We start from the raw sequence: 22775 nt of genomic DNA, 5'->3' as shown, positions 1-22775 counted from the left end.
CTCCCCCTCCACCGCCTACGGTGTCCGGCTCTTCGTCGAGCCGCTGGTTACGGCCCGCAGCTGGTCCATGGTGAGGGTCTTGTCCGCGGCCGGCATGCCGAAGGTGAACGGCGTGCCGAAGGAGTCGTAGTCGGTGGTGCTCGTGCGGCCTGCCCGCGTCGACTCAAGCTTGGTCAGCCGGAGTTGGCCGTCCTCCAGGTAGTAGACGTCCTGGGTACTGCCGACCGGGGTCTCGAAGGCCGATGCCCGCTTGCCGTTCAGGGGGCCGTCCTTGCCCGGCGCGGCCCGGACCGTCTCCGGGATCCGGAAGTACATGTCGCAGCCGGACGCCGTCGGGCTGGTCACGTACGAGTCGGCAAGGCGGTCGGGGACGGTGAGCGACTGCCCGCGCTGGCGCAACGCGGCGGCGAACAGGGGGGCGCTGGTGTAGGAGGTGCCGGCTTTGCAGTAGATGTCGCCGGAGACCGACCCCGTGACCCGCATGTGCAGTCCGTGCTCCGGGTCCCACCAGGTTTCCTGCGTGGCACCGGGGAAGGCGGTGGTGGTTCCCGAGCTGTGGAACGACTCGGCCAGCATCATTCGGTTCGGCTCGGCCTGCTCTCAGTCGGTGATGGCGATCTTCCCGTTGGCCGGGACGGACGCCGCAGCCGTGTCCGGCTTGGGCGCGGTGAGGCCCTTGAGGAGCTGGGCGAGGTCGACGCCGGTGGTGGAGCCGAGGAGTTCCATGCCCTGGGCGACGTTGTCGGCCACGGTACGAGTGAGCTTGCCGGCGCCGTCGGTGGAGATGACGGTCATCTTGTCGATGGCGGACAGCGGTTCGGCTGCCTTGGCGACGACCTGCGGCAGGACCTCGACCAGCATCTGGATCTTCGCCGCGTCGCCGTAGCTCTCGAAGGCCTCGGCCTTCTTCTGCATGGCCTCGGCCTCGGCCGCGCCCTTGGCCGCGATGGCGGAGGCTTCCGCGGCGCCCTCCAGGCGGACGGCGTCGGCGACGGCGGCCCGGCGGGCCAGTTCGGCCTCACCGCGCTTGGCGCCTTCGATGGCTTCGGCCTCGGCGAGGGCGGAGCGGCGCTGCTTCTCGCCCTCACCGGTCAGCCGGGCCCGCTCGGCCTCCGCCTGGGCGGCCGCGATGGCCGCCAGGCGCTCGGCCTCGGCCTGCTTGACCCGGGCCACGCGCTTGGCTTCCGCTTCCTGCTCGGCCTCGTAGCGCCGGGCGTCGGCGGGCTTGCGTACCTGGGTGTCGAGCTGGCGGTCGGTCAGGGCGGCCTGGCGTGCGGCGACCTTCTCCTGCTCGGTGAGGATCTGCTGCTGGCGGTCGGCGTCGGCCAGCGGACCGGCGGCGTTCGCCTGGGCGGTGGCCGCGTCGGTCTCCGCCTTGATCTCGGCCTGGCGCAGGTACAGGGTGCGCTGCGCGACGGCGATCTCCTCCTCCGCCTTCAGCCGGGCCTGCTCGGCGGCCTGCCGGGAGTTGGCCTCGGCGATGTCCGCTTCCTGCTTGGCGCGGGCGGCCTCGGGGCGGCCGAGGTCCTCCAGGTAGGAGCCCTCGGTGGTGATGTCCTGGATCTGGAAGGCGTCCAGCACCAGGCCCTGCCCGGACAGGCTGGCCTCGGCCTCCTCGGCGACCTGGCCGGCGAAGGCGGCTCGGTCGCGGATGATGTCCTCGACCGACATCCGGCCGACGATGGCGCGCAGCGCGCCCGACAGCACTTCCTGGGTGAAGCCGACGATGCCGTCCTGCTGTTGCAGGAAACGCTGGGCGGCGGCGCGGATGGCGTCCTCGTTGCCGCCGACCTTGACGATCGCGACACCCTCCAGGTTGGCCTTGATACCGCGCAGGGTGACCGCGCCGCGGACGGCGATCGGGATGTGCCGGCTGGAGAGGTCGAGGGAGTAGCGCTGCTGGACGAAGGGGACGACGAACACGCCGCCGCCGACCACGACCTTCTGGCCGCTGTTGTCGGTGGATATCTGCCCGGTGTCGGGATCCGTGGACTTCTTGCCGCGCCGGCCCGTGATGATGAACGCCTCGCTGGGACCCGCGACCTTGTAGCGGGTGACGACCACCAGGGCGAGCAGGACGAGGAGTACGACCACTCCCACGACCGCGATGACGACTGAACTCATGGTTGATCCCCCCTGCCCGCTCTCAAGGGGCAGATCGGTGGTGGATGAGGTGGTGGCGGGCGTCCGTCAGCGCTCGACGGCGCGGACGCTGACCGAGGAGGACGACGGCGTCGCCGTCACCCAGACCTCCGCGCCCCGGGCCAGTGGCTCCTCGGCGGTCGCCGCGTACTTGGCCGGCTGGCCACCGAGGCGCAGCAGCACCTCGCCGTAGCCACCCGCCGGGATGGCGGTGACGACGGTCCCGGCCGAGCCGAGGAGTTCGGACGCGCGCGGGGCGGTCCCGCCGCCGGCCCGGGCGAGGGCGCGGCTGAAGCGGTACGTCAGCCAGCCCGCCCCCGAACCGGCCACGGCCCCCGCGGCGGCTGCCGCTCCCGGCCCTAGGCCGGTGGCCCCGAGCACGATCGCCCCCGTGAAACCGAGCATCGAAACGAAGCCCGCGACCACCGGCAGCGACAGCCATCCGTCGAACAGTCCGTCCAGGGCGCCGTCGAAAACCCCCTCCAGCACCCCGTCGAACACCAGCGAACAGGCCAGCAGGGCGATTCCCCCGATGCCGAGACCCAGAAACAAGCCCATGAGCACCTCCCTGCTTGACACGTGTTTCCGCCGGACAACGGCATCGTGTCAGCCGACCCGCCCCCCACACATTGCCCACTTCCGGCAATCTTTACGGGGCTTTAACGCACCGGGGACGGCAGCGGGCCGCCACGGTCGGCGGCGGGCGGCAGCCGGGTTCGCTTCCCTTGCCCCGCCCCACGACAAAGCCCCAGGTCAGTGACCTGGGGCTGTGGCGATGGGCAGGGGCCCGGCTGTCGAGGCGCTTGGCTCGGCCGGATGGTCCCCGGTGTCAGCTCTGGGGGGTGGGGGTGCTCGCCTGTGCGGGGTTTTCGGGCGCGGCCGCCTTTTCGCGCATCTTGCGTACCAGTTCCGCCCTCTGGTCGGCGGCGCTGCGGCGGTCGAGGTTGCGGTGCGGGCCGTTGTTCTGGCGCTCGGCGCGGGACTGCCTCTTGCGCTGGCCACCGCCCATGCCCACGGGGTTGTCGATGTTCTTGCTCACGGTCATGGGTTCTCCCGGTACGAGGTGGAGTGATCTACGGATTCGGCGGTGGGGGACGGGCGCGGCGACGTCAAGGGCGTCAGCGGGCGGCCCGTCACGCTCTCACTCGTGAATCGACGTCTGGAAGAACATGCCAATGACGTTACCCGGTCCCGTCGGCACACGACGCCACGCCTTTCGCCGCCCCTGGCGACATGGACGTCCTTGCGCGGGACCTCCGAGGAGGACGGAAAACGCCGCTGGTCTGCCAGGAAACCCTCCGCGAAGAGGAGCCGGGAGGAGCTTTACCCGACGGGTTGAGAGCCCTCAGCGGATCCGAAAAAGGGTGCGCGGATCGTCGGCGTCGACGGTGATCTCGACGCCCGAGGTCGAGCTGAAGGCGGCGATGCCCCGGATCAGCCGGATCCGGTCGAACGGGTTGGACTCCATGAAGAACATCGCCCACACCAGCGCACGGTCAGGAGTCAGGCGTGCGATGACCCCTCCGACCCGTACGAGCCCTCGCCACCCCACAACAGGCCCCTCTCTCCCAGGTCCGTCGTACACCCGCATCGAACCGATCCGGACGCGGCCGGCCGCACCGCCGCTCCGACCGTCAGACCTCACCGGTCGGTGGTTCGCCTCTCCCGTCGGCGGGGGGTGCCGTGGGGCGGGAGAGGATGTGGGGCTTATACGTACAACAGGAGGCAAGGCGCGTGGAGAAGACCGATGTTCGTCCCGTTTTTCGGACGCGAAGGGATCAGTTGCGCAATGGGGGGCGGGGATCGCTCATCGGGACCGGTTTCGGGGTGATGTGGTTCGCGTTAGGGCAGGCCGGGGTGCACGGGGGTGGCCGGCCGGCCGTGCTCGTCGGCGGAGGGTTGCTGTTCGCCGCCGCTGTGGGCGCCGTGGTCCGGCTCTTCCTGCTGGCCCGGAGTACGCCGCCCGGCGAGGGGGGCGCGCCCGTGGTGGCGGCGGGTGGGGGGCCGAAGTTCCTTACGGTCGTGCTGATCGAGACTGCCGTGCTCGCGGGGGGCAACAGCTACATACGCGGCAGCCTGCACCGCCCCGAGCTGATGCTGGCCTGGTCGGCGCTGGTGGTCGGGGCGCACTTCTTCCCGCTGGCCAGGAGCCTGCGCGCGCCGGTGCTGCGCTGGCTCGGCGCCGCGATGCTCGCCACCGTCGGCCTCGCGGCGCTGGCCACGCTGCTGCCGGGTGCGACCGAGAACGTCTGGCGGGCCGTGCCGGGCATCGGCTGCGCGGCCGTGCTGTGGGCCGGAGCCGTGTACACCGGCCTGCGGGCGGGGGCGCGGCAGCAGGCGTAGCGCGGGACGCCGATGCCTTGACCTAGCCTTCTTGCGACAAGGATGCAATTACTTTTCGGCTGCAAGAAGGTGCTGTGGTGAGCTTTCCGGTGGTGCTCGGTGTCGAGTCGTCCTGCGACGAGACCGGGGCCGGGCTGGTGCGGGACGGACGGTTGTTGGGGCATGCCGTCGCTTCGAGCATGGACGAGCACGCGCGCTTCGGCGGGGTCGTGCCCGAGATCGCGGCGCGGGCCCATGTGCAGGCCTTCGGCCCGGTGGTGCGGGAGGCGCTGGAGCGGGCCGGGCTGCGGATGGCGGACATCGGGGCCGTGGCCGTGACCACCGGGCCGGGGCTGTCCGGCGCCCTCCAGGTCGGGCTCGCCGGGGCCAAGGCGCTGGCCTTCTCCCTCGGTGTCCCGCTGTACGGCGTGCACCACCTGGCCGGGCACGTGGCCGCCGACACCCTGGAGCACGGGCCGCTGCCCGACCCGTGCATGGTGCTGATCGTCTCCGGCGGCCACACCTCGCTGCTGCTCGTACGGGATCTCGCGCGCGATCCGATCGTCCACCTCGGGGACACCGTCGACGACGCGGCCGGCGAGTGCTTCGACAAGGTGGCCCGGGTCTTCGGGCTGCCGTACCCGGGCGGGCCGGCCATCGACCGCACGGCGCGGGAGGGCGATCCGCGCGCCGTGCGGTTCCCACGCCCGCTGACCGGGCCGAAGGACTCCCGCTACGACTTCTCCTTCTCCGGCCTCAAGACCGCCGCCGCCCGCTGGGCCGAGCAGCACCGGAGCCGCGGCGAGGAGCTGCCGCTCGCCGACGGTGCGGCCTCCCTCCAGGAGGCCGTCGCCGACGTCCTGACCCGCAAGGCGGTCGACGCCTGCCGGGAGCACGGGGTGGACACCCTGGTCGTGGTCGGCGGGGTGGCCGCGAACTCGCGGGTCCGGGCCCTGGCCGAGGAGCGCTGCCGGGCGGCCGGCATCACGCTGCGGGTCCCGCCGCTGCGGCTGTGCACCGACAACGGCGCGATGATCGCCGCCGTCGGCGACCTGCTGGTGCGGTCGGGCGCCCGGCCGGCCCCGCTGGACGTGTCGATCGATCCGTCCGCGCCGCTGGAGTACGCGGCCCTGCACCCCGTCGCCCTCTCCCGCCCCTGAGGGGGAATATCTGTTCCGGCCGAATGAGAATTCAAAGGGGCGCCGGGTGAGGGTTTTTGGGGCCTTGAAGTGGGCCGGTTTGCCGCCCCGCACGGGCCCGTTCCGCGTGCTACTGTCCATAACAGTTGAAGTTGTGGTTCCCGAGATGTTCTCGCATTTGCCGGTCTTTTCCGGACGGGGTCCGCACATCCCCGAAGGAGATATGACATGGCTACTGGCACCGTGAAGTGGTTCAACGCCGAAAAGGGTTTTGGCTTCATCGAGCAGGACGGTGGCGGCGCTGACGTGTTCGCCCACTACTCGAACATCGCCGCCCAGGGCTTCCGTGAGCTCCAGGAAGGCCAGAAGGTGTCCTTCGACATCGCGCAGGGCCAGAAGGGCCCGACGGCCGAGAACATCGTTCCCGCCTGACGCTGACGTTCCAGCTGGGGCCCGCATCCTTCGGGGTGCGGGCCCCAGCTTCATTCATTCGGCCTGTTCTCGCGATTCTCCGCCGTACCGCACCAGGCCAGGGAATCCCTTGATATGCGCCGTGCCGCACATCGAGGAAAGGGTTCCCCATTTTCCATCAGCAGAGTCACTCCCGTAGTTCGCGCGGCCCGGCCCGCGAGTTCGCGCTGCCCCGCACCGTCACCCCCGCCCTGCCCGCCGTCGAGGCGTTCGGGGACCTCGGCATGCCCGGGCCGCTGCTGACCGCGCTGGGGGTGGCGGGCGTGACCGCGCCGTTCCCGATCCAGGCGGCGACGCTGCCCAACTCGCTCGCGGGCCGCGACGTGCTCGGCCGCGGCCGGACCGGCTCCGGCAAGACGCTCGCCTTCGGGCTGGCGCTGCTCGCCCGTACGGCGGGCCGGCGCGCCGAGCCGAAGCAGCCGCTCGCGCTGATCCTCGTACCGACGCGCGAGCTCGCGCAGCAGGTCACCGAGGCCCTCACGCCGTACGCCAGGGCGCTGCGCCTGCGCCTGGCGGCCGTCGTCGGCGGGATGCCGATCGGCCGCCAGGCCGCCGCGCTGCGCGGCGGCTCCGAGGTCGTCATCGCGACGCCGGGACGGCTGAAGGACCTCATCGAGCGCGGCGACTGCCGGCTGGACCAGGTCGACGTCACCGTCCTCGACGAGGCCGACCAGATGGCCGACATGGGCTTCATGCCGCAGGTCACCGCGCTGCTCGACCAGGTGCGGCCCGGTGGTCAGCGGATGCTGTTCTCCGCGACCCTCGACCGCAACGTCGACCTCCTCGTACGCCGCTACCTGAACGACCCGGTGGTCCACTCGGTGGACCCCTCGGCCGGTGCGGTCACCACCATGGAGCACCACGTCCTGCACGTGCAGGGCCACGACAAGCAGGCGGCCACCACCGAGATCGCCGCCCGCGAGGGCCGGGTGATCATGTTCCTGGACACCAAGCACGCGGTCGACCGGCTGACCCAGGACCTGCTCGACAGCGGCGTACGGGCCGAAGCGCTGCACGGCGGGAAGTCGCAGCCGCAGCGCACCCGGACGCTGTCCCGGTTCCGGTCCGGGCACGTGACGGTGCTGGTCGCCACCAACGTCGCCGCCCGGGGCATCCACGTCGACAACCTCGACCTCGTCGTCAACGTCGATCCGCCGACCGACCCCAAGGACTACCTGCACCGCGGCGGCCGCACCGCCCGCGCCGGGGAGTCGGGCAGCGTGGTCACCCTGGTCACCCCGCGCCAGCGGCGGGACATGGCCCGGCTGCTGGCGGCCGCCGGGATCACCCCGCTGACCACCCAGGTCCGCTCCGGTGAGGAGGCGCTGCGCCGGATCACCGGGGCCCGGACCCCGTCCGGCGTACCGGTGACGGTGACCGCCCCCGCCTCGGAACGGCCGGCGCGCGGCCCCCGCGCGGCCCGCGGGTCGCGCGGAGGCCAGGGACGGCGTTCGACCGTACGGCGGCCCGAGGTCGGCGCGGCGGCGTGAGGACGTAGCCCAGAAGGGCAGCAAGGACAGCAAGGACAGTCAGACACACGGGAAGGGCCCCACCGGTGCGTACCGGTGGGGCCCTTCCCGTGTGTTCGCGGTCAGTGGTCGGAATAGCTGAAGTCACCCACGGTCCAGGCGCTGACATCCGCGATGGCGACGCGGTACATGCCGCCGGTCTCCGGGATGCCCACGGTGCCCTGGATGATGCGGGCGACGTGGAAGTGGAGGTGGGTGGGTGGACCGGCCGCCTCGCCCGGGGAGGCGGCCGGTCGGGCCGGTCCGGTGAAGGCGGCGGAGAACTCGCCCAGGCGGGTCGAGTCGTTGAGGACCTCCGCCACCCGCTGCCTCCAGACGGCTTCGGGGGCGAGCCGACCGGTGATGACGGCTCCCCCGGTGACGACGGTCAGGGACATCTGATTGCTCTGCGCGGACTCCACCAGGGTGGCGATGTCCACGAGCAGCTCGTCAGGCTTCGACATGGAAGCGGATTCTATGCACCGCGCCGTCCGGGCGGATGGTGTTGTATTTCCCCCGGGGCCGGGTGCCGTGTGGCACCCCGGCCCCGCGACGCGTTCGACGAGACGTACGAAGAGGTACGAAGAGGTGCAGATGACAGCTGACGAATCGCTCGGCGGCCGGCTGGACGACGATGACTACCCCGCCTACACGATGGGCCGGGCCGCCGAGCTGCTCGGCACCACGCCCGGCTTCCTGCGAGCGATCGGCGAGGCCCGGCTGATCACCCCGCTGCGCTCCGAGGGCGGGCACCGCCGGTACTCCCGCTACCAGCTGCGCATCGCGGCCCGGGCGCGGGAGCTCGTCGACCAGGGCACTCCCGTCGAGGCGGCGTGCCGCATCGTCATCCTGGAGGACCAGCTGGAGGAGGCCCAGCGCATCAACGCGGAGTTCCGCCGGGCCGCCGCGGCCGGGGGCTCGGAAGGCCCTGAGGGACCCGAAGGCCCTGGGGGCTCCGAAGGCCCTGGGGGTTCCGGGGCATCCGACGGGCCCGGCGACGGCGCGGGGCGGGCGGGGGCGGGCGGGGCCGGCTGAGGACGCCGCCGCCGCGCCCGTCCCCCCGCCGTTCGCAGTCGCGCGCCCGTTACTGTCCCTGTGGCAGGGGTGGATCACGGGGACGGGGACGGGGCGGATGAACGAGAACGACCGGCTGGCCGAACGGTTCGACGAGCAACGCCCGCACCTGCGGGCGGTCGCCTACCGGATGCTCGGCTCGCTCAGCGACGCCGAGGACGCCGTGCAGGAGACCTGGCTCAAGCTGAACCGCTCCGACGTCGGGGGCGTCGCGAACCTGGGCGGCTGGCTCACCACGGTGTGCGGGCGGGTCTGCCTCGACATGCTGCGCACGCGCGGCACGCGCCGCGAGCAGCCGCTGGAGCTCCGGGACGGGCCCGTCCGGCTGCCCGACCCGGTCGTCAGCGGCCCCGACCGGCTCGACCCCGAGCAGGAGGTGCTGCTCGCGGATTCGGTGGGCCTCGCGCTGATGGTCGTACTGGAGGCCCTCGCGCCCGCCGAACGGCTGGCGTTCGTCCTGCACGACCTGTTCGCGGTGCCCTTCGAGGAGATCGCGCCCGTCCTCGGGCGGACGGCGGCGGCCACGCGCCAGCTCGCCAGCCGCGCCCGCCGCCGCGTCCAGGGGGCCGCCCCGGCCCCCGACAGCAGCCCGGCCCGGCGCCGGGAGGTCGTCGACGCCTTCCTCGCCGCCGCACGCGGCGGGGACCTCGACGCCCTGGTGGCGCTCCTCGACCCGGACATCGTGGCCCGTGCCGACGGCGGCACGCTGCGGCCCGGGGTGCTGCGGCGGGGTGCGACCGACGTGGCCTCGCAGGCGATCGCCTTCGCCCGGTTCGCCGAAGCCGCGTACCCGGCGCTGGTCAACGGGACGCCGGGAGTGGTCTCGCTGGCCCAGGACGGCACCCCGCTGTCGGTGATGTCGTTCACGATCCGTGGTGGCGTGATCACCGCTCTCGACATCCTCACCGACCCGGAGCGGCTGGCGCGGATCGACCTGGGGCCGGTGCTGGGCGGCTGAGCGGGGGCGGCTGCGGTGGCGACGGACGCCGCAGCCGTCGTCACGCTCCGTGGTTTCACGTGAAACATCGCGGGCGGCGCACGGGCGGGGAGCCATTCGGGAGGCCGATGGGCGTTTAAGACGGGTATGCGCTGATTGGATCGGGTATATCAACCTGGACACGTCACGGCCGCGCATGACGACGGCCCCGTACCGGGAGACCCCGTCCGAGGAGCGCAGAAATGGAACCCACGGACCTCACCCTCACCGACCGCACCGATCACACGGACGTAGCGACCAGCGAAGCCCGGGCGCTGTCGGTGGCCCTGTTCCGCAGACTGGCGGAACTACGCGAGGGAACGGCCGAGTACTCGTACGTCCGCAACACCCTGGTCGAGCTGAACCTCAGCCTGGTGAAGTTCGCCGCCCGCCGGTTCCGGGGGCGCAGCGAGCCGATGGAGGACATCGTCCAGGTCGGCACGATCGGGCTGATCAAGGCCATCAACCGGTTCGACCCGGAGCGCGGGGTGGAATTCACGACCTTCGCGATGCCGACGATCAGCGGTGAGATCAAGCGGTTCTTCCGTGACACGAGCTGGGCGGTGAAGGTCCCCCGCCGGCTCCAGGAACTGCGGATCGACACCGCGAAGGCGCACGACGCCCTGGAACAGGACCTCGGACGCGAGCCCACCGACAGCGAGATGGCGCGGGCGCTGAAGGTCACCGACGAGGAGTTCACCGAGGGGCGCAAGGCCGCCTCCGCGTACTCCGCGCGCTCGCTGGACGCGCCGCCGCAGGAGGACGCGGAGCGCGATCCGCAGGCCGAGCGGGCCTCGCTGGGCGAGGAGGAGCCCGCGTACGACCTGATCGAGTGCCTGGAGTCGCTGAAGCCGATGCTGGCCGGGCTGCCGGAGCGGGAGCGGATGCTGCTGTCGCTGCGGTTCGGCCAGGAGCTCACGCAGTCCGAGATCGGCGCGCGGATGGGGCTGTCCCAGATGCACGTGTCCCGGCTGCTGAACCGCACCCTGACCCGGCTGCGCGGCGGCCTGCTCACGGACGCCGACGCGGACGCGGAGGCGGGCGCGCAGGCCTGAGGGCGGCCGCCCCCAAGGTCAGTCCGCGGGTCGGTCCGCGTCGAGGCGGGGCGGGGCCGGGAGCTCCAGCCAGACGGTCTTGCCGGGCGGCGCCGGGGCCCAGCCCCAGCGGCGGGCGAGCCGGCGCAGCAGGATCAGCCCGTGCCCGCCCGGCCGCGCCCGGTCCGGCGGCCGGGGGCTCGGCGGCTCGGGGTTGTCGTCGGTGACCTCCACGCGCAACCACCCCGGCCCGTGCCGCAGCACCAGCTCGCGCGGGCCACCCGCGTGCAGGCAGGCGTTGGTGACCACCTCCGACACCAGGAGGAGCACATCGTCCTCGGCCTCCGCGCCGGCCGGCCAGCACCAGTCCGCGAGGGCACGCCGCGTGAAGTCCCTACAGCGGGTCACGACGCCCGTCGTGCCACCGCCGAGGACCAGCCTCCGCGTCTGCTCGGCCACAGCTCTCCCGTCTCCACCGCCGCCCGTATCCCCGGCGCCGCACCTACCCCCGACCTGGAGGCACAAATCCCATCGTGCGGTGTGGCCGGTCCGGCCGAGTACGGCGGGGCCCCCTTCAGCGCCCTCCACGGGCGCGGAAAGCGGCGAAGGGGGCCCGTCGCGCGGTGTCCCGCCGCTCTCCCCCGTGGAGCGCCGGTGCGGGCGACGCTAGGGCGCCCGGCCCGGGCCGTCGACCCCGGACCGGCCGGTCCGTCAAGTCCCGCCACGGCTTCCCCACGCCGGAGGCGCCCCGGTGTCCACATCCCGGACAACTACCCTCGGCACATGAACGCAGACGCCGCCGCCGCCCTCGCCGCCGTGAAAGACGCCGACCGGAAGCACGTTTTCCATTCCTGGTCGGCGCAGGAGCTCATCGACCCGCCGGCCGTCGCCGGGGCCGAGGGCTCGTACTTCTGGGACTACGAGGGCAACCGCTTCCTCGATTTCTCCAGCGCGCTCGTCTACACGAACATCGGCTACCAGCACCCCAAGGTCGCGGCCGCCATCGCCGAGCAGGCCGCGAAGCTGTGCACCGTCGCGCCCGGCTTCGCCGTCGACGTTCGCTCCGAGGCCGCCCGGCTGATCGCCGAGCGCACCCCGGGGGACCTGGACAAGATCTTCTTCACCAACGCGGGCGCCGAGGCCGTCGAGAACGCCGTACGGATGGCCCGGGTGCACACCGGGCGGCCCAAGGTGCTGTCCGCGTACCGCTCCTACCACGGGGCGACGTCCGCCGCGATCAACCTCACCGGGGACGCCCGCCGCTTCGGCAACGACAGCGCGACAGCCGGGGTCGTGCACTTCTGGGGGCCGTTCCTCTACCGCTCGCCCTTCCACGCCGCCACCGAGGCCGAGGAGAGCGAGCGGGCCCTGCGCCACCTGGAGGACACGATCGTCTTCGAGGGGCCGCAGTCGATCGCCGCGGTCATCCTGGAGACCGTCGGCGGCGCCCCGGGCGTGCTCGTGCCCCCGGCCGGCTACCTGGCGGGCGTCCGCGCGCTCTGTGACCGGTACGGGATCGTCTTCATCCTGGACGAGGTGATGGTCGGCTTCGGCCGCACCGGCACCTGGTTCGCCGCCGAGCACTGGGACGTCACCCCCGACCTCATCTGCTTCGCCAAGGGCGTCACCAGCGGCTACGTGCCGCTCGGCGGCGTCGCCATCTCCGCCGCCATCGCCGAGACCTTCGCCCGCCGCCCCTACCCGGGCGGGCTGACGTACTCGGGGCACGTGCTGGCCTGCGCCGCCGCCGTCGCGACGATCAACGTGATGGAGGAGGAGGACATCGTCGGCCGCTCCGCCCGCACCGGCGCCGAACTCCTCGGTCCGGGCCTGCGCGAGATCGCCGCCCGGCACCCCTCGGTGGGCGAGGTCCGGGGTCTCGGCACGTTCTGGGCCCTGGAACTCGTACGGGACGCGGACACCCGCGAGCCGCTCGTGCCGTACAACGCCTCCGGCGCCGACAACGCGCCGATGGCGGCCTTCGGCGCGGCCCTGAAGAAGGGCGGCGTGTGGCCGCTGCTCGCCGGGAACCGCATGCACGTCGCCCCGCCCTGCACCATCTCCGCCGAGGACGTGGCCAAGGGCCTGGCCGTCATCGACGAGGCCCTGTCGGTCACCGACGCGCACATGGCCTGACCCGCGCCGTTTGTGGGGTCGCCCAAGCCGCGGCTGCCGGGGTTCGGATGATCCGTACGGGGGTCGATCCGCCGTACGCGTGCTGCAATCCAGTCAGCACGAGTCGACACGAACCAGCACGACTCGGCACCTACGGACCGGGATGCACGTCAGTCCCGGGGCGGCCCCACGGGCCGAACGGCGGGGAGCGGCACGTCTTCTTTTCGGGCGGGCGCTGGACGCCGGGCGTACGGGATCCAGACGACCGGACTCCGTGTTCCCGAGTACCCGAAGGAAGACACCATGAGCAAGCACGTCCTGGCCCAGAACCAGTACGGCAAGGCCGAGAACCGCATCGTGACGGTGACCCGCAAGGGCAGCGACGGTTCCTGGCACGAGATCCGCGACCTCAACGTCTCGGTCGCGCTCCGCGGCGAGTTCCGCGACGTCCACCTGACCGGCGACAACGCCAACTGCCTGCCGACCGACACCACCAAGAACACCGTGTACGCCTTCGGCAAGGAGCACGGCATCGCCTCCCCGGAGGCCTTCGGCATCCTGCTCGCCAAGCACTTCGTCTCCTCCCAGACGCCGATCCGCGAGGCGCAGATCCGCGTCGAGGAGTACGCCTGGGAGCGGATCCCCGTCCCCACCCGCAAGGAGCAGCACTCCTTCGTCCGCAAGGGCCAGGAGGTGCGCACCGCGCAGATCACCTACGGCGAGAGCTCCGGCCTCCAGGTCATCTCGGGCCTGAAGGACCTGACGGTGATGAACTCGACCAACTCCGAGTTCCACGGCTACATCAAGGACCGGTACACGACCCTCCCCGAGGCGTACGACCGCATCCTGGCGACCAAGGTGACCTCCCGCTGGGCGCACTCGGCGCTCGCCGCCGACGACGCGGAGTACGACTGGGACCGGTCGTACAAGAAGGTCCGCAAGCACATGCTGGAGGCCTTCGCGGAGACGTACTCCTACTCGCTCCAGCAGACCCTGAACCAGATGGCCGAGCGGGTCCTCGACAACTGCCCCAAGGTCAACGAGGTGCGGCTCAACCTGCCGAACAAGCACCACTTCCTCGTCGACCTGGAGCCCTTCGGGCTGAAGAACGAGAACGAGGTGTACTTCGCGGCGGACCGGATGTACGGCCTCATCGAGGGCACCATCCACCGCGACGGCGTGCGGCCGGTGATCGCCACCTCCGACTGGATCGTGGCCTGACGCCTCGGCGCCTGATGTTTTACGCCCGACTCAGCCTTCGTCCGCCGGGCTGCCCAGCAGCAGGTTCCAGCGGCCCGAGCGCCCGCTGAGGGTGGTCACGGTCCGCGGCCGTACGTCCAGCCGCCAGAAGGCCGCCGCGGGGAGGTCCAGGGCCCACACCACCGCCGCCCGTACGACGGCCTGCGCGACCACCGCGTGGTGCGGGCCGGGCGGCAGCGCGGCCAGGTGCGCCCCCGTCCGGGCCACCAGGTCGGCCACCGACTCCCCGCCGCCCGGCGGCGCGTACTCCGGGTCGGTCAGCCAGTTCCGGACCCCCTGCGGGTCCTCGGCGGCGACCTCCTCCAGCGTCCGGCCCGCCCACGCGCCCGTCGCCGGAGCCGCCAGTCCCTCGTGTCCCGGGCAGTGGTCCCCGTACCCGAAGCGGCCCCGGCGGGCGGCTTCGTCGAGCGGCGGGGTCGTCAGGCGCACCCGTACGGGGGCATCCTGGCGGGTCTCGGGGGGCATCGCGGGGGCCATGCCAGGGAGCGTAGGGCCAGCTGGAGCGCACGCCCAGGGCGTGAGATGGCGGACACACGCCGTGGTGTTCCAGCCACGCGCGCGGTACGGTCTCGGACGACATGAAGAAGGTATGACGGAAGTACCGGTGAGAGTCCGGCACGGTCGCGCCACTGTGAATCCTCCCGCGGCGACGTGGGCAGGGAAGTCAGACCCGCCACCTTCTTCGAGAGCACCACTGACCGGGACGCGTGTTCCCTCTGGAGGTTCGCCATGGCCCACTCCGCCGTTCCCACGTCGGCGCCCGTCGCCGTCACCCCGCTGTCCCTGAAGGAACTGGCCCCCTGGGCGCTGTTCGTGGGCGTGCTGATGCTCGTCCTGCTCTACCTCGTCGGCGCCGAACAGGGTGCCACCGCGGTCTTCCAGGGCGAGAACATCCACGAGTGGATGCACGACGGCCGCCACCTGCTCGGTTTCCCCTGCCACTGACCGGCTGACCGCCCGGGACTCCCCCGCGCGCGAGCTCGCCACGGCTCCTCCGTACGGCCCGCCCGTACGGAGGTCCGCCGCGCCCCGCTCGCGTGCGGCTGCCGCGCGCCCGCGCGGGCCTCGCGGCCCTCCGGTATCCCGCTCGTCGTCTCCACCCCCAGCAAGGGAAACCGCCGCATGAACCCCATCACCCCCCGTGTCCTGCTCGTCCGGGGCATGCTCGCCGGCCTGCTGGCCGGTGCCGCCGCCTTCCTCGTCGCGTACCTGCTCGGCGAGTCCAAGGTCGACGCCGCCATCGCCATCGAGGAAGCCGGCTCGGCCATGCACGGCCACGCCGAGGAGGCCCCCGTCAGCCGGGCCCTCCAGGCGACCGCCGGCCTCGGCACCGGCACCCTCCTCTACGGCGTCGCCTTCGGCGGCATCGCCGCGCTCGTCTTCTGCTACGCCCTGGGCCGCATCGGCCGCTTCGGCCCCCGGGCCACCGCCGCGCTGGTCTCCGGCGGCCTGTTCCTCACCCTGAACCTGGTGCCGTTCCTGAAGTACCCGGCCAACCCGCCCGCCGTGGGCGATCCCGACACCGTGGTCCGGCGGACCACCCTGTTCGTCCTGATGATCGCCCTGAGCGTGCTGCTCGCGGCGGGCGCCCTGATCCTGGGCCGCCGCCTCGCCCCGGCCCTCGGCAACTGGAACGCCTCGATCACCGCCTCGCTCGCCTTCGTCGTCGCGATCGGCCTGGCCTACGCCTTGCTGCCCGCCGTCAACGAGGTCCCGGCGGACTTCCCGGCCGGACTGATCTGGCAGTTCCGGCTCGCGTCCCTGGGCATCCAGGTCGCCCTGTGGACGACTTTCGGCCTCGCCTTCGGTTTTCTAGCCGAACGCGCTATTGCCCCGGCCACCGCACCCAAGGAGGCTGTACAGCCGACGAGTTGAGCAAGACACACCTGTTGCTGGTGTGAAAGGTGGGAGCCGGGACATGCCGACCGCGATCTGGGAATGGCGGGGCTGGACCGGCGCCGCCCCCTTCTGGCTGAACTCGTTACTCCTGCTCGTGGCGCCCTTCACGGCAGCCACCCTGCTCGCGCAGATCGGCGTCATCACGGCACTGGCCGCCCTGGGCGGACTGGCCCGTCAGCTCCTGTTCGGCGACTACGGCCACCCCGCGATCCACCTCGCCGCCGCCCTCATGGGGGCGGCGGCGATCGCGTTCGTGGTGATCTGACCACCGCCCCTTCACTGGTCCGTTCCCGGCCGGAGGCCTGAACAAGGGCCCGGACCAGGCACGTTCCCGGTCCTGCGGAGACAATGGGGGCCGGAAACCGAGCCGGGGAGCTGGTGTGACGTCAGGGCGGGACATACCCGAGGAGTATCTGCGGGGGTACGCGGAGATCCTCGCCGACGTCCGCGGCACCGGCCGCCGCCCCGGGCGCGAGGCGCTCGACGCCCGGCGGGCGCTCGGCGAGAAGGCCGCAGAAGCCGGGTACGGGCTGCGCGGCCTGGTCGGCGCCCATCTGGCCGCCACCCGCGCCGCCCTCGGCGGCCGGACCGTCCCGCACCACGTGCTGGCGGCGGTGGAAGCGGCCGTGGACGCCTTCGCCGAGGGGTACGAGCGGGCCCAGCGCCTGGCCGTCCGCCAGGAGGAGTCCGAACGCCGGGAGTTCATCGACGACCTGCTGCTCGGACGCAGCGACCTCGGCCGCCTCAGCGAGCGCGCGGCCCGCTTCGGGCTGCACCTGGCGCGGGCGCACGCGGTGGCCGTCGCGGGCGGCCCCGAGGCGTACGAGGACACCGGCGCTGCCGTCCGCCAGGTGGACCTGGCCCTCACCGCCCGGTTCGGGGACCGCACCGTCCTGCTCGCCACCAAGGACGGCCGGATCGTCTGCGTGGCGCCGGGCGACGACGACGAGGTGCTGTCCTGCTTCGCGCAGCAGGCGTCCACGGCGTTCGGCGGCCGGGGGCTCGTCGCGGTGGGGCGGCCGCACCCGGGCGCGGGCGGGGTCGTGACCTCGTACGAGGAGGCGCTGGGCGCCCTGCGGCTCGCGGACCGGCTCGGCTTCGAGGGGCCCGTGCTGCGCGCCGCCGACCTGCTGGTCTTCCCCGTGCTGACCCGGGACCGGGCCGCCATGGCCGATCTGGTGCTGAGCGTCCTCGGGCCGCTGCGGGCGGGGCGCGGCGGGGCCGTACCGCTGCTGGACACCCTGACCGCCTACTTCGACTCGGGCTGCGTGGCCGCCGAGGCGGCCCGGCGGCTGAGCCTGAGCGTGCGGGCCCTGACCTACCGGCTGGAGCGGATACACCGGCTGACGGGGACCGACCCCGGGGATCCGGTGCAGCGCTACACCCTCCAGACGGCGGTGATCGGGGCCCGGCTGCTGGACTGGCCGACGCGCCCGCTGTAGCCGGCCGGGGCGGGGAGGACGGCCGGGCTGTCAGGCTGACGAGTCGGGCGGGCTGACGGGCCTCACCCGATCGGCGGTACGTGGTCCGGTCGCGGCAGCGTGCCCGGCGCAACCCCTGTCAGCTGCGAAGACTCCGGCTCCGGGGCCCGACACACCGTTGACGCGCCGTCACCTCCCGTTGCCGTGGCGCGTTGCGGGCGACCCTGGAGGGGTGCACTGCTCACAGGAGCCGGCCGCCCGAGCCGGACCGGGAGGAACGACATGGCCCGTGCCCAGTGGATCGTCGCCGCGCTGACGGTCACTCTGCTCGCCACCGGGGTGACCCTGTTGCGCGGCAGTGAGGGCGCCGAGCCCGCGGCCCAGGGGGCGGCCGACGCGCTGCCCTCCCGGGCCCTGGGGCTGTCCGGGCACCGGCGGCTGGTACGCGGACTGGAGCACGCCGGAGCCCACGGCCCGGGGCACGCCCCCCGGAAGGCGTCCGTCCCGCCTCTGCGGCCCTCGCGGCCGCTGCGGCTGCGCATCCCCGGCCTGGGGGTGGACGTCCCGCTGGAGCGCACGCCTCGGGGCGACGAGGGAACGCCCGGCTGGGAAGGCGCCACGGGCCGGGAGGGTGTGGCCGGGCGGGAGCACGCGGCCCGGGGGGAGGACACGGCCGGGCGGGGAGGCGCCGCCGGGTGGGGAGGCGCGGCCGGGTGGGATCCCGGCGCCCCCGTCCCCGGGAGCGCCGGTACCGCCGTGATCACCGTCGACGGGCTTCCGCTGGGCGGGCTGCGGCGGGGCCACACCATCGAGATCCCGCGCGCGGACCACCGTACGGCCGTGTTCACCGTCGAGCGGGTCTCGCCCGGCGGGGTCTCCCCCTCGCCCGACCGGCCGGGGCGGGCCCGGCTGCGCTTGGTCGGCGGCGAGACCGTGGTCCTGGCCCGGCTCACCGGCCCCGCCCGCTCCCGCTGACGTGCCGCCGGGGCCGACGGCACGTCGGCCGTCAGCCCTGGGGGGCGTCTTCGTCCCCCGGTCGGGGGCTTCTGGGGGCCGGGTGGGGAGTCGCCCGGCGTGGCGGGGCATGGAAGCGGTCATGAGCGGTACGCGGTACGCGCGGACGGTGCTGGCCCGGGCCCTGACGGTGGCCTGCGTCGCCCTGCTGTGCCTGTTCGGCGCCGGTCCGGCGGCGAGCACGGCCGCCGCGCCGGGCGCCGACTCCCGTCCCGCGTCCTCCGCCCCGGCCGAGCCCACCGAAGGGCAGTCCGACGGCGCCGCGGACTGCGATGCCCGGGCCGCCGTACGCACGGAGCCGCGCGGAGCGGCGGCCGTACGCCGGCTGCCCCCGGGCATGTTTCACGTGAAACACGCGTACGAGACGACGCGGCCGGCCCCCGCGCCTGCGGGTGCGGAGGCGGCGCCGGCCGCGTCCGCGCGGGCGCTGCGGAGTGTGGTCCTGCGCTGCTGAGCGGTCCGAGCAGCAGCGCGCCCCCCACACACTCCTCGAACCATCGTGAGGTTCCGCCATGCCCATCGACCCGTACGCCGCCCTGAACGCCATGCTCCGCGCCGAGGTCGCCCGCTTCTCGCCGCCCGCCCAGCAGAAGGCCGAACGGCCCGCCCCGCAGCCTCCCGCGGCGGTCGCCGCCACCGCCGCCGAGGGAGAGGCAGAGGCCGAACGGCGTCGGCAGCCCGCCGACCCGGCCGCGTAACGACCGGGGCGGCGCCGGTTCCCGGCCCCTCGGGGCACGGGAACCGGCGCCGCCCGTGCCCGCCCGGTCAGGGTTCCCGTGTGTGGTAGCGGTAGAACGCGACGATCCCGCACCCCGCGCCGACCCCCAGGCCGACGGCGGCGGCCCGCAGGACCGACCCGCTGGCGAGGCTGTGCAGATAGCCGGCGGCCACCCCGAGGTAGACGCCGTACGCGGCGGCGTGCACCTCGCGCACGAGCCGCGGACCGACCCGGTTGAGGCCGAACATGATCGCGGCGAAGAGGGCGCCGCACAGGATCCCGTAGAAGACGTTGCCCGCGTCGACCGGGCCCATCTGGCGCTTGATGAAGGCCGCCCACACTCCGTAGACGAGGCCCATCAGCAGGGCGCGGACCAGGGCGTTCCTGGCCGTGTGGTCCGCGTTCGCCGCCGATGCCGTCGGGCGGTGCCGCCGGGGGGCGGTGGGTGCCGCGTGTGCCATGGCGGGCTCCTCTCTTCCAGCCTCCAGGGCACACCCGCCGTCGCGGGGCGGCAAGTGGATCACTCGTCCGGGTGAGCCGGGACGGCCGGCTCCCGGGACCGGCTCCGGCCTGGATCCGAATCCGCACCGTCCCCGGGACGGCCCGCTCCCACGACCGGCTCCGGCGCGGATCCGCGCCCGCACCACCCGGATACAGCAATGCCGCTGGCGCGGCCCTTCCCGCCGGGCGTTCCCTGGTGACGTGCGCACCTACCTGTCGGCGGCCCTGATCGTGCTCGTGGCCCTCCTCGTGCCCCTGAGCGCGGTCGCCTTCTGGGCCGACCACGAGCTGGGCGACGCCGGCCGCTACACCGCTGCCATGTCCCCGCTCGCCGAGAACCCCGCCGTCCAGGGCGTGGTCGTCACCCAGGCCACCCGCGCCCTATCCGGGCAGATCGACGCAGGCCCCTTCCAGGGCAGCGTGGACGCCCTGCTCGGCGAGGCCCTGCACTCCTTCGCCGGGACCCCCGCCTACCGGACGGCCTGGGACGCCGCCAACCGGGCCGCGCACACCGCCTTCCTCGACGCCCTCCAGAGCGGCCGCGGCGACGCCGTCACCATCGACCTCGCGCCGGTGACGGCGGCGGTCAGGGGCGAGCTCGTCGCCGACGGGGTGCCCTTCGCGGACCGCATCCCGCAGACGCACCTGACCGTGAAGGTCATGGAGTACGACAACCTCGGCGCCCTCCGGAAGAGGTTCCACATGCTGCAGATCGCCGGAGTCTGGCTGCCCGTGCTCACCCTCGTCCTCGCCGCCTCGGCGATCGCCCTCGCCGTCCACAGGCGACGGGCCGTCCTGGCCACCGGCCTCGGTCTGGCCGCCGGGGCCGCGCTGCTGTGGCTCGCGGTGGTCCTGGGGCGCCGCCTCACCCTCGACGACCTGCCGGCCGACATCGACCGGGGCGCCGCCGCGGCGGTGTACGACGCGCTGACCGCGTTCCTGCGGACCACCGCCTGGGTGGTCCTCACCGTCGGACTGGCCGCCGCGCTGGCCGCATGGCTGGCGGGCCGGCTCCGCCGCACCCCATAAGCTCGGAAGGTACCCATACTCCGCAGAACCCCCCAAGAACCACCGATTCGCGAGCGGCGACACGGAAGCGGAATGACCACCGAACGACGCACCGAGCACATACCGTCCGGGAGATCGCGCCCGAAGCCGCTGGCACCCCCCGCCTGGCTGCTCGCCGGACTGCGCCCGAACCGCGCCCCCGTCCCCTGGGCGGCGGCCGTCCGGGCCGGGATCGCCCTCGCCACCCCGCTGGCCGTCGGCTTCGCCGTGGACGAGCCCCAGTACGGGGCCCTCGTCTCCATGGGCGCCCTGTCCGGGGTGATCGGCGACACCGCCGACGCCTACCGGATGCGGATCCTGAACATCGCCGTCCCGCAGTTCTTCGGCGCGGTCGGGGTGGCCGTCGGGACCCTCGTCTTCGGGCAGGGCTGGCTCGCCGTCGGCGTCCTCACCCTGATCGCCCTCGTCTCCGGGATGATCTCCTCGATCGGCACGGTCGCCTCCGTGTCCGGACTGCTGCTCCTGCTCAACGCCGTCGTGGGCGCCGGACTGCCGATGCCCCGGCCCTGGTGGACCGCGCCGCTGCTGCTCACCGTCGGCGGCCTGTTCGTCCTCGTCCTGACCCTGCTGGGGTGGCCGCTGCGCGGTCGCGGCCCCGAACGGACCGCCGTCGCCGCCGCCTACCGGGCGCTCGCCGACAGCCTGGAGGCCGCGGGCGGGCCCGCGTACGAGGAACGCCGCCAGCAGGTCACCCAGGCCCTGAACCACGCCTACGACCTCGTCCTGGCCCGCCGGGCCCGGGTGCACGGCCGCAGCCCCGCACTGGTGCGGATGCTGGCCCAGCTGAACGCGCTGATCCCGCTGGTCGAGGCCGCCCCCGCCGTCCACCTGCGCGGCACGCCCCTGGCGCCCGCCGTCCCGGCGGCCGTACGGGAGCTGGCCCGGGCCGTCGAGGACGGCCGCACCGGCGCCCCCGATCCGGCCCTGCCCGTGCCCGAGGGGCCGTCCGGGAGGGCCCTGGACTCCGCCCTGCGGTACGCCGCCGTCACCGTACGCCTGGCCGAACCGGACCCGTACAACGTCGACGACCACCTCGGCCGGCCCGCCGCCCTGGGCGTGCGGGCCCGCCGGGCGGTGCGGGACATGATGTTCTCCGGGGCCTCCTGGCGGTACGGGCTGCGCCTGGCCCTGTGCATCGGGCTCGCGCAGTCGCTGGTCTCCCTCATCCCCGTGGAACGGTCCTACTGGGTCGCGCTGACCGTCACCTTCGTCCTCAAGCCCGACTTCGGCTCGGTGTTCTCCCGGGCCGTGCTGCGCGCCCTGGGGACGGCCGCCGGGCTGGTCCTCGCCGCCGCCGTCCTCGGCGAGGTGCCGCGCGGCTGGTGGGACGTACCGGTCATGGTGGTGCTGGCCGCGCTGATCCCGGCGTTCTCCGCCAAGGGGTACGCCTTCCAGACGGCGGCCATCACCCCGGTGATCCTGCTCCTCTCGGACATGCTCAACCACCAGGGCTTCGACCTCATCCGGCCCCGGTTGCTGGACAGCCTGATCGGCTGCGCCATCGCCCTCGTCTTCGGCTACCTGCTGTGGCCGGAGAGCTGGCACGTGCGGATCGGGGACCGGCTCGCCGACACCGTGGACGACGCCGCCCGTTACGTGGAACGCGCCTTCGCCCCCGTCGCGGACGAGGCCGCGCTCCGGGAGGCCCGGCAGATCCGGCTCCAGGCGCGGCGCCGCATCTACCGGGACCTCTCCGGGGTGCGCAGCGAGTTCCAGCGGGCGCTGACCGAGCCGCCGCCCACCGGGGCCCGGGCCGCCGCGTGGTGGCCGCTGGTGGTGGCCCTGGAGCGGATCGTGGACGCGACGACCGCCGCCCGGGTCCGGGTCAACCACGGCGCGCCGGCCCCCGACGCCGCGGAGGTGGCCGCCCTCAGCGCCGCACTGCACGGGCTGGCCGAGGGGGTGCGCGGCAGCCGGACCCCGAAGGAGGTACAGGTCCCCCCGCCCGCGCCGGACGCGGAGGACTCCGTGCTCGCCCCGGTCCACCACGAGGTGGCGGCGGCCCGCGCCATCACCCAGCCGGCCCGCTGACCTCGGGTACGCCGACGCCCCGGACGGGGGCGCGGTGACGGCCCTGCGGCTGCCGGTCGGGCGGCTGCCACAGGGCGGTCAA

26 protein-coding genes and 1 pseudogene are annotated in these 22775 nt (G+C 73.5%); 18 read left to right on the top strand and 9 right to left on the bottom strand.

Annotated features, from left to right (window positions below; genetic code table 11):
• Positions 1-15: 15 nt before the first annotated feature.
• The 5 genes from ACZ6ZT_RS14035 to ACZ6ZT_RS14015 form a co-directional block, all read right to left on the bottom strand.
• On the bottom strand, positions 16-579 hold the full coding sequence (locus ACZ6ZT_RS14035) for a hypothetical protein (protein ID WP_469719238.1): 564 nt from the start codon (positions 577-579) through the stop codon (positions 16-18).
• Positions 580-600: 21 nt separating this feature from the next.
• Positions 601-2124 carry a flotillin family protein gene (locus ACZ6ZT_RS14030; protein WP_469719235.1) on the bottom strand — a complete coding sequence of 508 codons (1524 nt, stop codon included), beginning with the start codon at positions 2122-2124 and terminating at the stop codon, positions 601-603.
• 66 nt (positions 2125-2190) lie between these two features.
• A complete protein-coding gene (locus tag ACZ6ZT_RS14025; RefSeq protein WP_469719233.1) occupies positions 2191-2700 on the bottom strand; it encodes a hypothetical protein in 510 nt (169 codons plus the stop codon).
• Between the two features lie 271 nt (positions 2701-2971).
• Positions 2972-3187, bottom strand: a complete 216-nt coding sequence (locus ACZ6ZT_RS14020; RefSeq protein ID WP_469719231.1) for a DUF6243 family protein — start codon at positions 3185-3187, stop codon at positions 2972-2974.
• Positions 3188-3487: 300 nt separating this feature from the next.
• On the bottom strand, positions 3488-3628 hold the full coding sequence (locus tag ACZ6ZT_RS14015; protein WP_469719229.1) for a hypothetical protein: 141 nt from the start codon (positions 3626-3628) through the stop codon (positions 3488-3490).
• A gap of 344 nt (positions 3629-3972) precedes the next feature.
• Between ACZ6ZT_RS14015 and ACZ6ZT_RS14010 the strand changes: the two genes are divergently transcribed.
• From ACZ6ZT_RS14010 to ACZ6ZT_RS13995, 4 genes are all read left to right on the top strand, one after another.
• Positions 3973-4485 (top strand): hypothetical protein, encoded by a 513-nt coding sequence (locus tag ACZ6ZT_RS14010; protein WP_469719227.1) that lies wholly within the window; start codon positions 3973-3975, stop codon positions 4483-4485.
• A 77-nt stretch (positions 4486-4562) separates the two neighbouring features.
• The gene (gene tsaD, locus ACZ6ZT_RS14005) at positions 4563-5624 is read left to right on the top strand and encodes a tRNA (adenosine(37)-N6)-threonylcarbamoyltransferase complex transferase subunit TsaD (protein WP_469719225.1); all 1062 of its coding nucleotides are present in this window, start codon (positions 4563-4565) and stop codon (positions 5622-5624) included.
• 207 nt (positions 5625-5831) lie between these two features.
• Positions 5832-6035 carry a cold-shock protein gene (locus ACZ6ZT_RS14000; RefSeq protein ID WP_030224351.1) on the top strand — a complete coding sequence of 68 codons (204 nt, stop codon included), beginning with the start codon at positions 5832-5834 and terminating at the stop codon, positions 6033-6035.
• A 149-nt stretch (positions 6036-6184) separates the two neighbouring features.
• Positions 6185-7564: a DEAD/DEAH box helicase gene (locus ACZ6ZT_RS13995; RefSeq protein ID WP_469719636.1), complete on the top strand. Its 1380-nt coding sequence runs from the start codon at positions 6185-6187 to the stop codon at positions 7562-7564.
• A 101-nt stretch (positions 7565-7665) separates the two neighbouring features.
• Here the strand turns inward: ACZ6ZT_RS13995 and ACZ6ZT_RS13990 are convergent, their stop codons facing one another.
• Positions 7666-8046, bottom strand: a complete 381-nt coding sequence (locus ACZ6ZT_RS13990) for a hypothetical protein (protein WP_469719223.1) — start codon at positions 8044-8046, stop codon at positions 7666-7668.
• 130 nt (positions 8047-8176) lie between these two features.
• On the opposite strand from ACZ6ZT_RS13990, the pseudogene ACZ6ZT_RS13985 reads away from it, so the two are divergent.
• From ACZ6ZT_RS13985 to ACZ6ZT_RS13975, 3 genes and pseudogenes are all read left to right on the top strand, one after another.
• Positions 8177-8515, top strand: a pseudogene (locus tag ACZ6ZT_RS13985) (MerR family transcriptional regulator); the annotation flags it as partial.
• Positions 8516-8714: 199 nt separating this feature from the next.
• Positions 8715-9614, top strand: a complete 900-nt coding sequence (locus ACZ6ZT_RS13980) for a sigma-70 family RNA polymerase sigma factor (RefSeq protein WP_469719221.1) — start codon at positions 8715-8717, stop codon at positions 9612-9614.
• A gap of 221 nt (positions 9615-9835) precedes the next feature.
• Positions 9836-10687 (top strand): SigB/SigF/SigG family RNA polymerase sigma factor, encoded by an 852-nt coding sequence (locus ACZ6ZT_RS13975; RefSeq protein WP_469719219.1) that lies wholly within the window; start codon positions 9836-9838, stop codon positions 10685-10687.
• A gap of 18 nt (positions 10688-10705) precedes the next feature.
• Here the strand turns inward: ACZ6ZT_RS13975 and ACZ6ZT_RS13970 are convergent, their stop codons facing one another.
• Positions 10706-11125 (bottom strand): ATP-binding protein, encoded by a 420-nt coding sequence (locus ACZ6ZT_RS13970; protein WP_469719217.1) that lies wholly within the window; start codon positions 11123-11125, stop codon positions 10706-10708.
• 324 nt (positions 11126-11449) lie between these two features.
• Between ACZ6ZT_RS13970 and ACZ6ZT_RS13965 the strand changes: the two genes are divergently transcribed.
• Together ACZ6ZT_RS13965 and pucL are read left to right on the top strand one after the other, a co-directional pair.
• The gene (locus tag ACZ6ZT_RS13965) at positions 11450-12802 is read left to right on the top strand and encodes an aminotransferase class III-fold pyridoxal phosphate-dependent enzyme (protein ID WP_469719215.1); all 1353 of its coding nucleotides are present in this window, start codon (positions 11450-11452) and stop codon (positions 12800-12802) included.
• Positions 12803-13084: 282 nt separating this feature from the next.
• Positions 13085-14002, top strand: a complete 918-nt coding sequence (gene pucL / locus ACZ6ZT_RS13960) for a factor-independent urate hydroxylase (protein ID WP_469719213.1) — start codon at positions 13085-13087, stop codon at positions 14000-14002.
• 30 nt (positions 14003-14032) lie between these two features.
• Here the strand turns inward: pucL and ACZ6ZT_RS13955 are convergent, their stop codons facing one another.
• Positions 14033-14518, bottom strand: coding sequence for a histidine phosphatase family protein (locus ACZ6ZT_RS13955; protein ID WP_469719211.1), 486 nt, complete (start codon positions 14516-14518; stop codon positions 14033-14035).
• A 252-nt stretch (positions 14519-14770) separates the two neighbouring features.
• Here ACZ6ZT_RS13955 and ACZ6ZT_RS13950 point away from each other — a divergent pair, with 252 nt between their 5' ends.
• The 7 genes from ACZ6ZT_RS13950 (at position 14771) to ACZ6ZT_RS13920 (ending at position 19073) form a co-directional block, all read left to right on the top strand.
• Positions 14771-14986 (top strand): CbtB domain-containing protein, encoded by a 216-nt coding sequence (locus ACZ6ZT_RS13950; protein ID WP_469719209.1) that lies wholly within the window; start codon positions 14771-14773, stop codon positions 14984-14986.
• 177 nt (positions 14987-15163) lie between these two features.
• On the top strand, positions 15164-15916 hold the full coding sequence (locus tag ACZ6ZT_RS13945) for a CbtA family protein (protein WP_469719208.1): 753 nt from the start codon (positions 15164-15166) through the stop codon (positions 15914-15916).
• 43 nt (positions 15917-15959) lie between these two features.
• A complete protein-coding gene (locus ACZ6ZT_RS13940; protein ID WP_469719205.1) occupies positions 15960-16205 on the top strand; it encodes a hypothetical protein in 246 nt (81 codons plus the stop codon).
• 115 nt (positions 16206-16320) lie between these two features.
• Positions 16321-17382, top strand: coding sequence for a PucR family transcriptional regulator (locus ACZ6ZT_RS13935; RefSeq protein ID WP_469719203.1), 1062 nt, complete (start codon positions 16321-16323; stop codon positions 17380-17382).
• Positions 17383-17643: 261 nt separating this feature from the next.
• Positions 17644-18336, top strand: a complete 693-nt coding sequence (locus tag ACZ6ZT_RS13930) for a class F sortase (protein WP_469719201.1) — start codon at positions 17644-17646, stop codon at positions 18334-18336.
• A gap of 121 nt (positions 18337-18457) precedes the next feature.
• Positions 18458-18829: a hypothetical protein gene (locus ACZ6ZT_RS13925; RefSeq protein ID WP_469719199.1), complete on the top strand. Its 372-nt coding sequence runs from the start codon at positions 18458-18460 to the stop codon at positions 18827-18829.
• Positions 18830-18887: 58 nt separating this feature from the next.
• Entirely contained in the window at positions 18888-19073 is a 186-nt protein-coding gene (locus tag ACZ6ZT_RS13920; RefSeq protein WP_469719197.1) for a hypothetical protein, read from the top strand.
• A 67-nt stretch (positions 19074-19140) separates the two neighbouring features.
• Here ACZ6ZT_RS13920 and ACZ6ZT_RS13915 read toward each other — a convergent pair whose 3' ends face one another.
• Positions 19141-19554, bottom strand: a complete 414-nt coding sequence (locus tag ACZ6ZT_RS13915; RefSeq protein ID WP_469719196.1) for a hypothetical protein — start codon at positions 19552-19554, stop codon at positions 19141-19143.
• A 241-nt stretch (positions 19555-19795) separates the two neighbouring features.
• On the opposite strand from ACZ6ZT_RS13915, the gene ACZ6ZT_RS13910 reads away from it, so the two are divergent.
• Both ACZ6ZT_RS13910 and ACZ6ZT_RS13905 read left to right on the top strand, forming a co-directional pair.
• Entirely contained in the window at positions 19796-20623 is an 828-nt protein-coding gene (locus ACZ6ZT_RS13910) for a hypothetical protein (protein WP_469719194.1), read from the top strand.
• 72 nt (positions 20624-20695) lie between these two features.
• Entirely contained in the window at positions 20696-22693 is a 1998-nt protein-coding gene (locus ACZ6ZT_RS13905) for an FUSC family protein (RefSeq protein WP_469719192.1), read from the top strand.
• The last annotated feature ends 82 nt before the right edge of the window (positions 22694-22775 follow it).

The sequence above is a fragment of the Streptomyces sp. NPDC102258 genome (assembly GCF_055584685.1).
Note: the sequence above shows the minus strand (reverse complement) of the source record. Positions and strands in the feature narration are given on the sequence as shown.

Bases quoted from the DNA above. Each gene is read 5' to 3' on its own strand.
- ACZ6ZT_RS14035 (WP_469719238.1), bottom strand. From the start codon at position 579: ATGATGCTGGCCGAGTCGTTCCACAGCTCGGGAACCACCACCGCCTTC.
- ACZ6ZT_RS14030 (WP_469719235.1), bottom strand. From the start codon at position 2,124: ATGAGTTCAGTCGTCATCGCGGTCGTGGGAGTGGTCGTACTCCTCGTC.
- ACZ6ZT_RS14025 (WP_469719233.1), bottom strand. From the start codon at position 2,700: ATGGGCTTGTTTCTGGGTCTCGGCATCGGGGGAATCGCCCTGCTGGCC.
- ACZ6ZT_RS14020 (WP_469719231.1), bottom strand. From the start codon at position 3,187: ATGACCGTGAGCAAGAACATCGACAACCCCGTGGGCATGGGCGGTGGC.
- ACZ6ZT_RS14010 (WP_469719227.1), top strand. From the start codon at position 3,973: ATGTGGTTCGCGTTAGGGCAGGCCGGGGTGCACGGGGGTGGCCGGCCG.
- ACZ6ZT_RS14000 (WP_030224351.1), top strand. From the start codon at position 5,832: ATGGCTACTGGCACCGTGAAGTGGTTCAACGCCGAAAAGGGTTTTGGC.
- ACZ6ZT_RS13990 (WP_469719223.1), bottom strand. From the start codon at position 8,046: ATGTCGAAGCCTGACGAGCTGCTCGTGGACATCGCCACCCTGGTGGAG.
- ACZ6ZT_RS13980 (WP_469719221.1), top strand. From the start codon at position 8,715: ATGAACGAGAACGACCGGCTGGCCGAACGGTTCGACGAGCAACGCCCG.
- ACZ6ZT_RS13975 (WP_469719219.1), top strand. From the start codon at position 9,836: ATGGAACCCACGGACCTCACCCTCACCGACCGCACCGATCACACGGAC.
- ACZ6ZT_RS13965 (WP_469719215.1), top strand. From the start codon at position 11,450: ATGAACGCAGACGCCGCCGCCGCCCTCGCCGCCGTGAAAGACGCCGAC.
- pucL (WP_469719213.1), top strand. From the start codon at position 13,085: ATGAGCAAGCACGTCCTGGCCCAGAACCAGTACGGCAAGGCCGAGAAC.
- ACZ6ZT_RS13955 (WP_469719211.1), bottom strand. From the start codon at position 14,518: ATGGCCCCCGCGATGCCCCCCGAGACCCGCCAGGATGCCCCCGTACGG.
- ACZ6ZT_RS13950 (WP_469719209.1), top strand. From the start codon at position 14,771: ATGGCCCACTCCGCCGTTCCCACGTCGGCGCCCGTCGCCGTCACCCCG.
- ACZ6ZT_RS13945 (WP_469719208.1), top strand. From the start codon at position 15,164: ATGAACCCCATCACCCCCCGTGTCCTGCTCGTCCGGGGCATGCTCGCC.
- ACZ6ZT_RS13940 (WP_469719205.1), top strand. From the start codon at position 15,960: ATGCCGACCGCGATCTGGGAATGGCGGGGCTGGACCGGCGCCGCCCCC.
- ACZ6ZT_RS13930 (WP_469719201.1), top strand. From the start codon at position 17,644: ATGGCCCGTGCCCAGTGGATCGTCGCCGCGCTGACGGTCACTCTGCTC.
- ACZ6ZT_RS13925 (WP_469719199.1), top strand. From the start codon at position 18,458: ATGAGCGGTACGCGGTACGCGCGGACGGTGCTGGCCCGGGCCCTGACG.
- ACZ6ZT_RS13920 (WP_469719197.1), top strand. From the start codon at position 18,888: ATGCCCATCGACCCGTACGCCGCCCTGAACGCCATGCTCCGCGCCGAG.
- ACZ6ZT_RS13915 (WP_469719196.1), bottom strand. From the start codon at position 19,554: ATGGCACACGCGGCACCCACCGCCCCCCGGCGGCACCGCCCGACGGCA.
- ACZ6ZT_RS13905 (WP_469719192.1), top strand. From the start codon at position 20,696: ATGACCACCGAACGACGCACCGAGCACATACCGTCCGGGAGATCGCGC.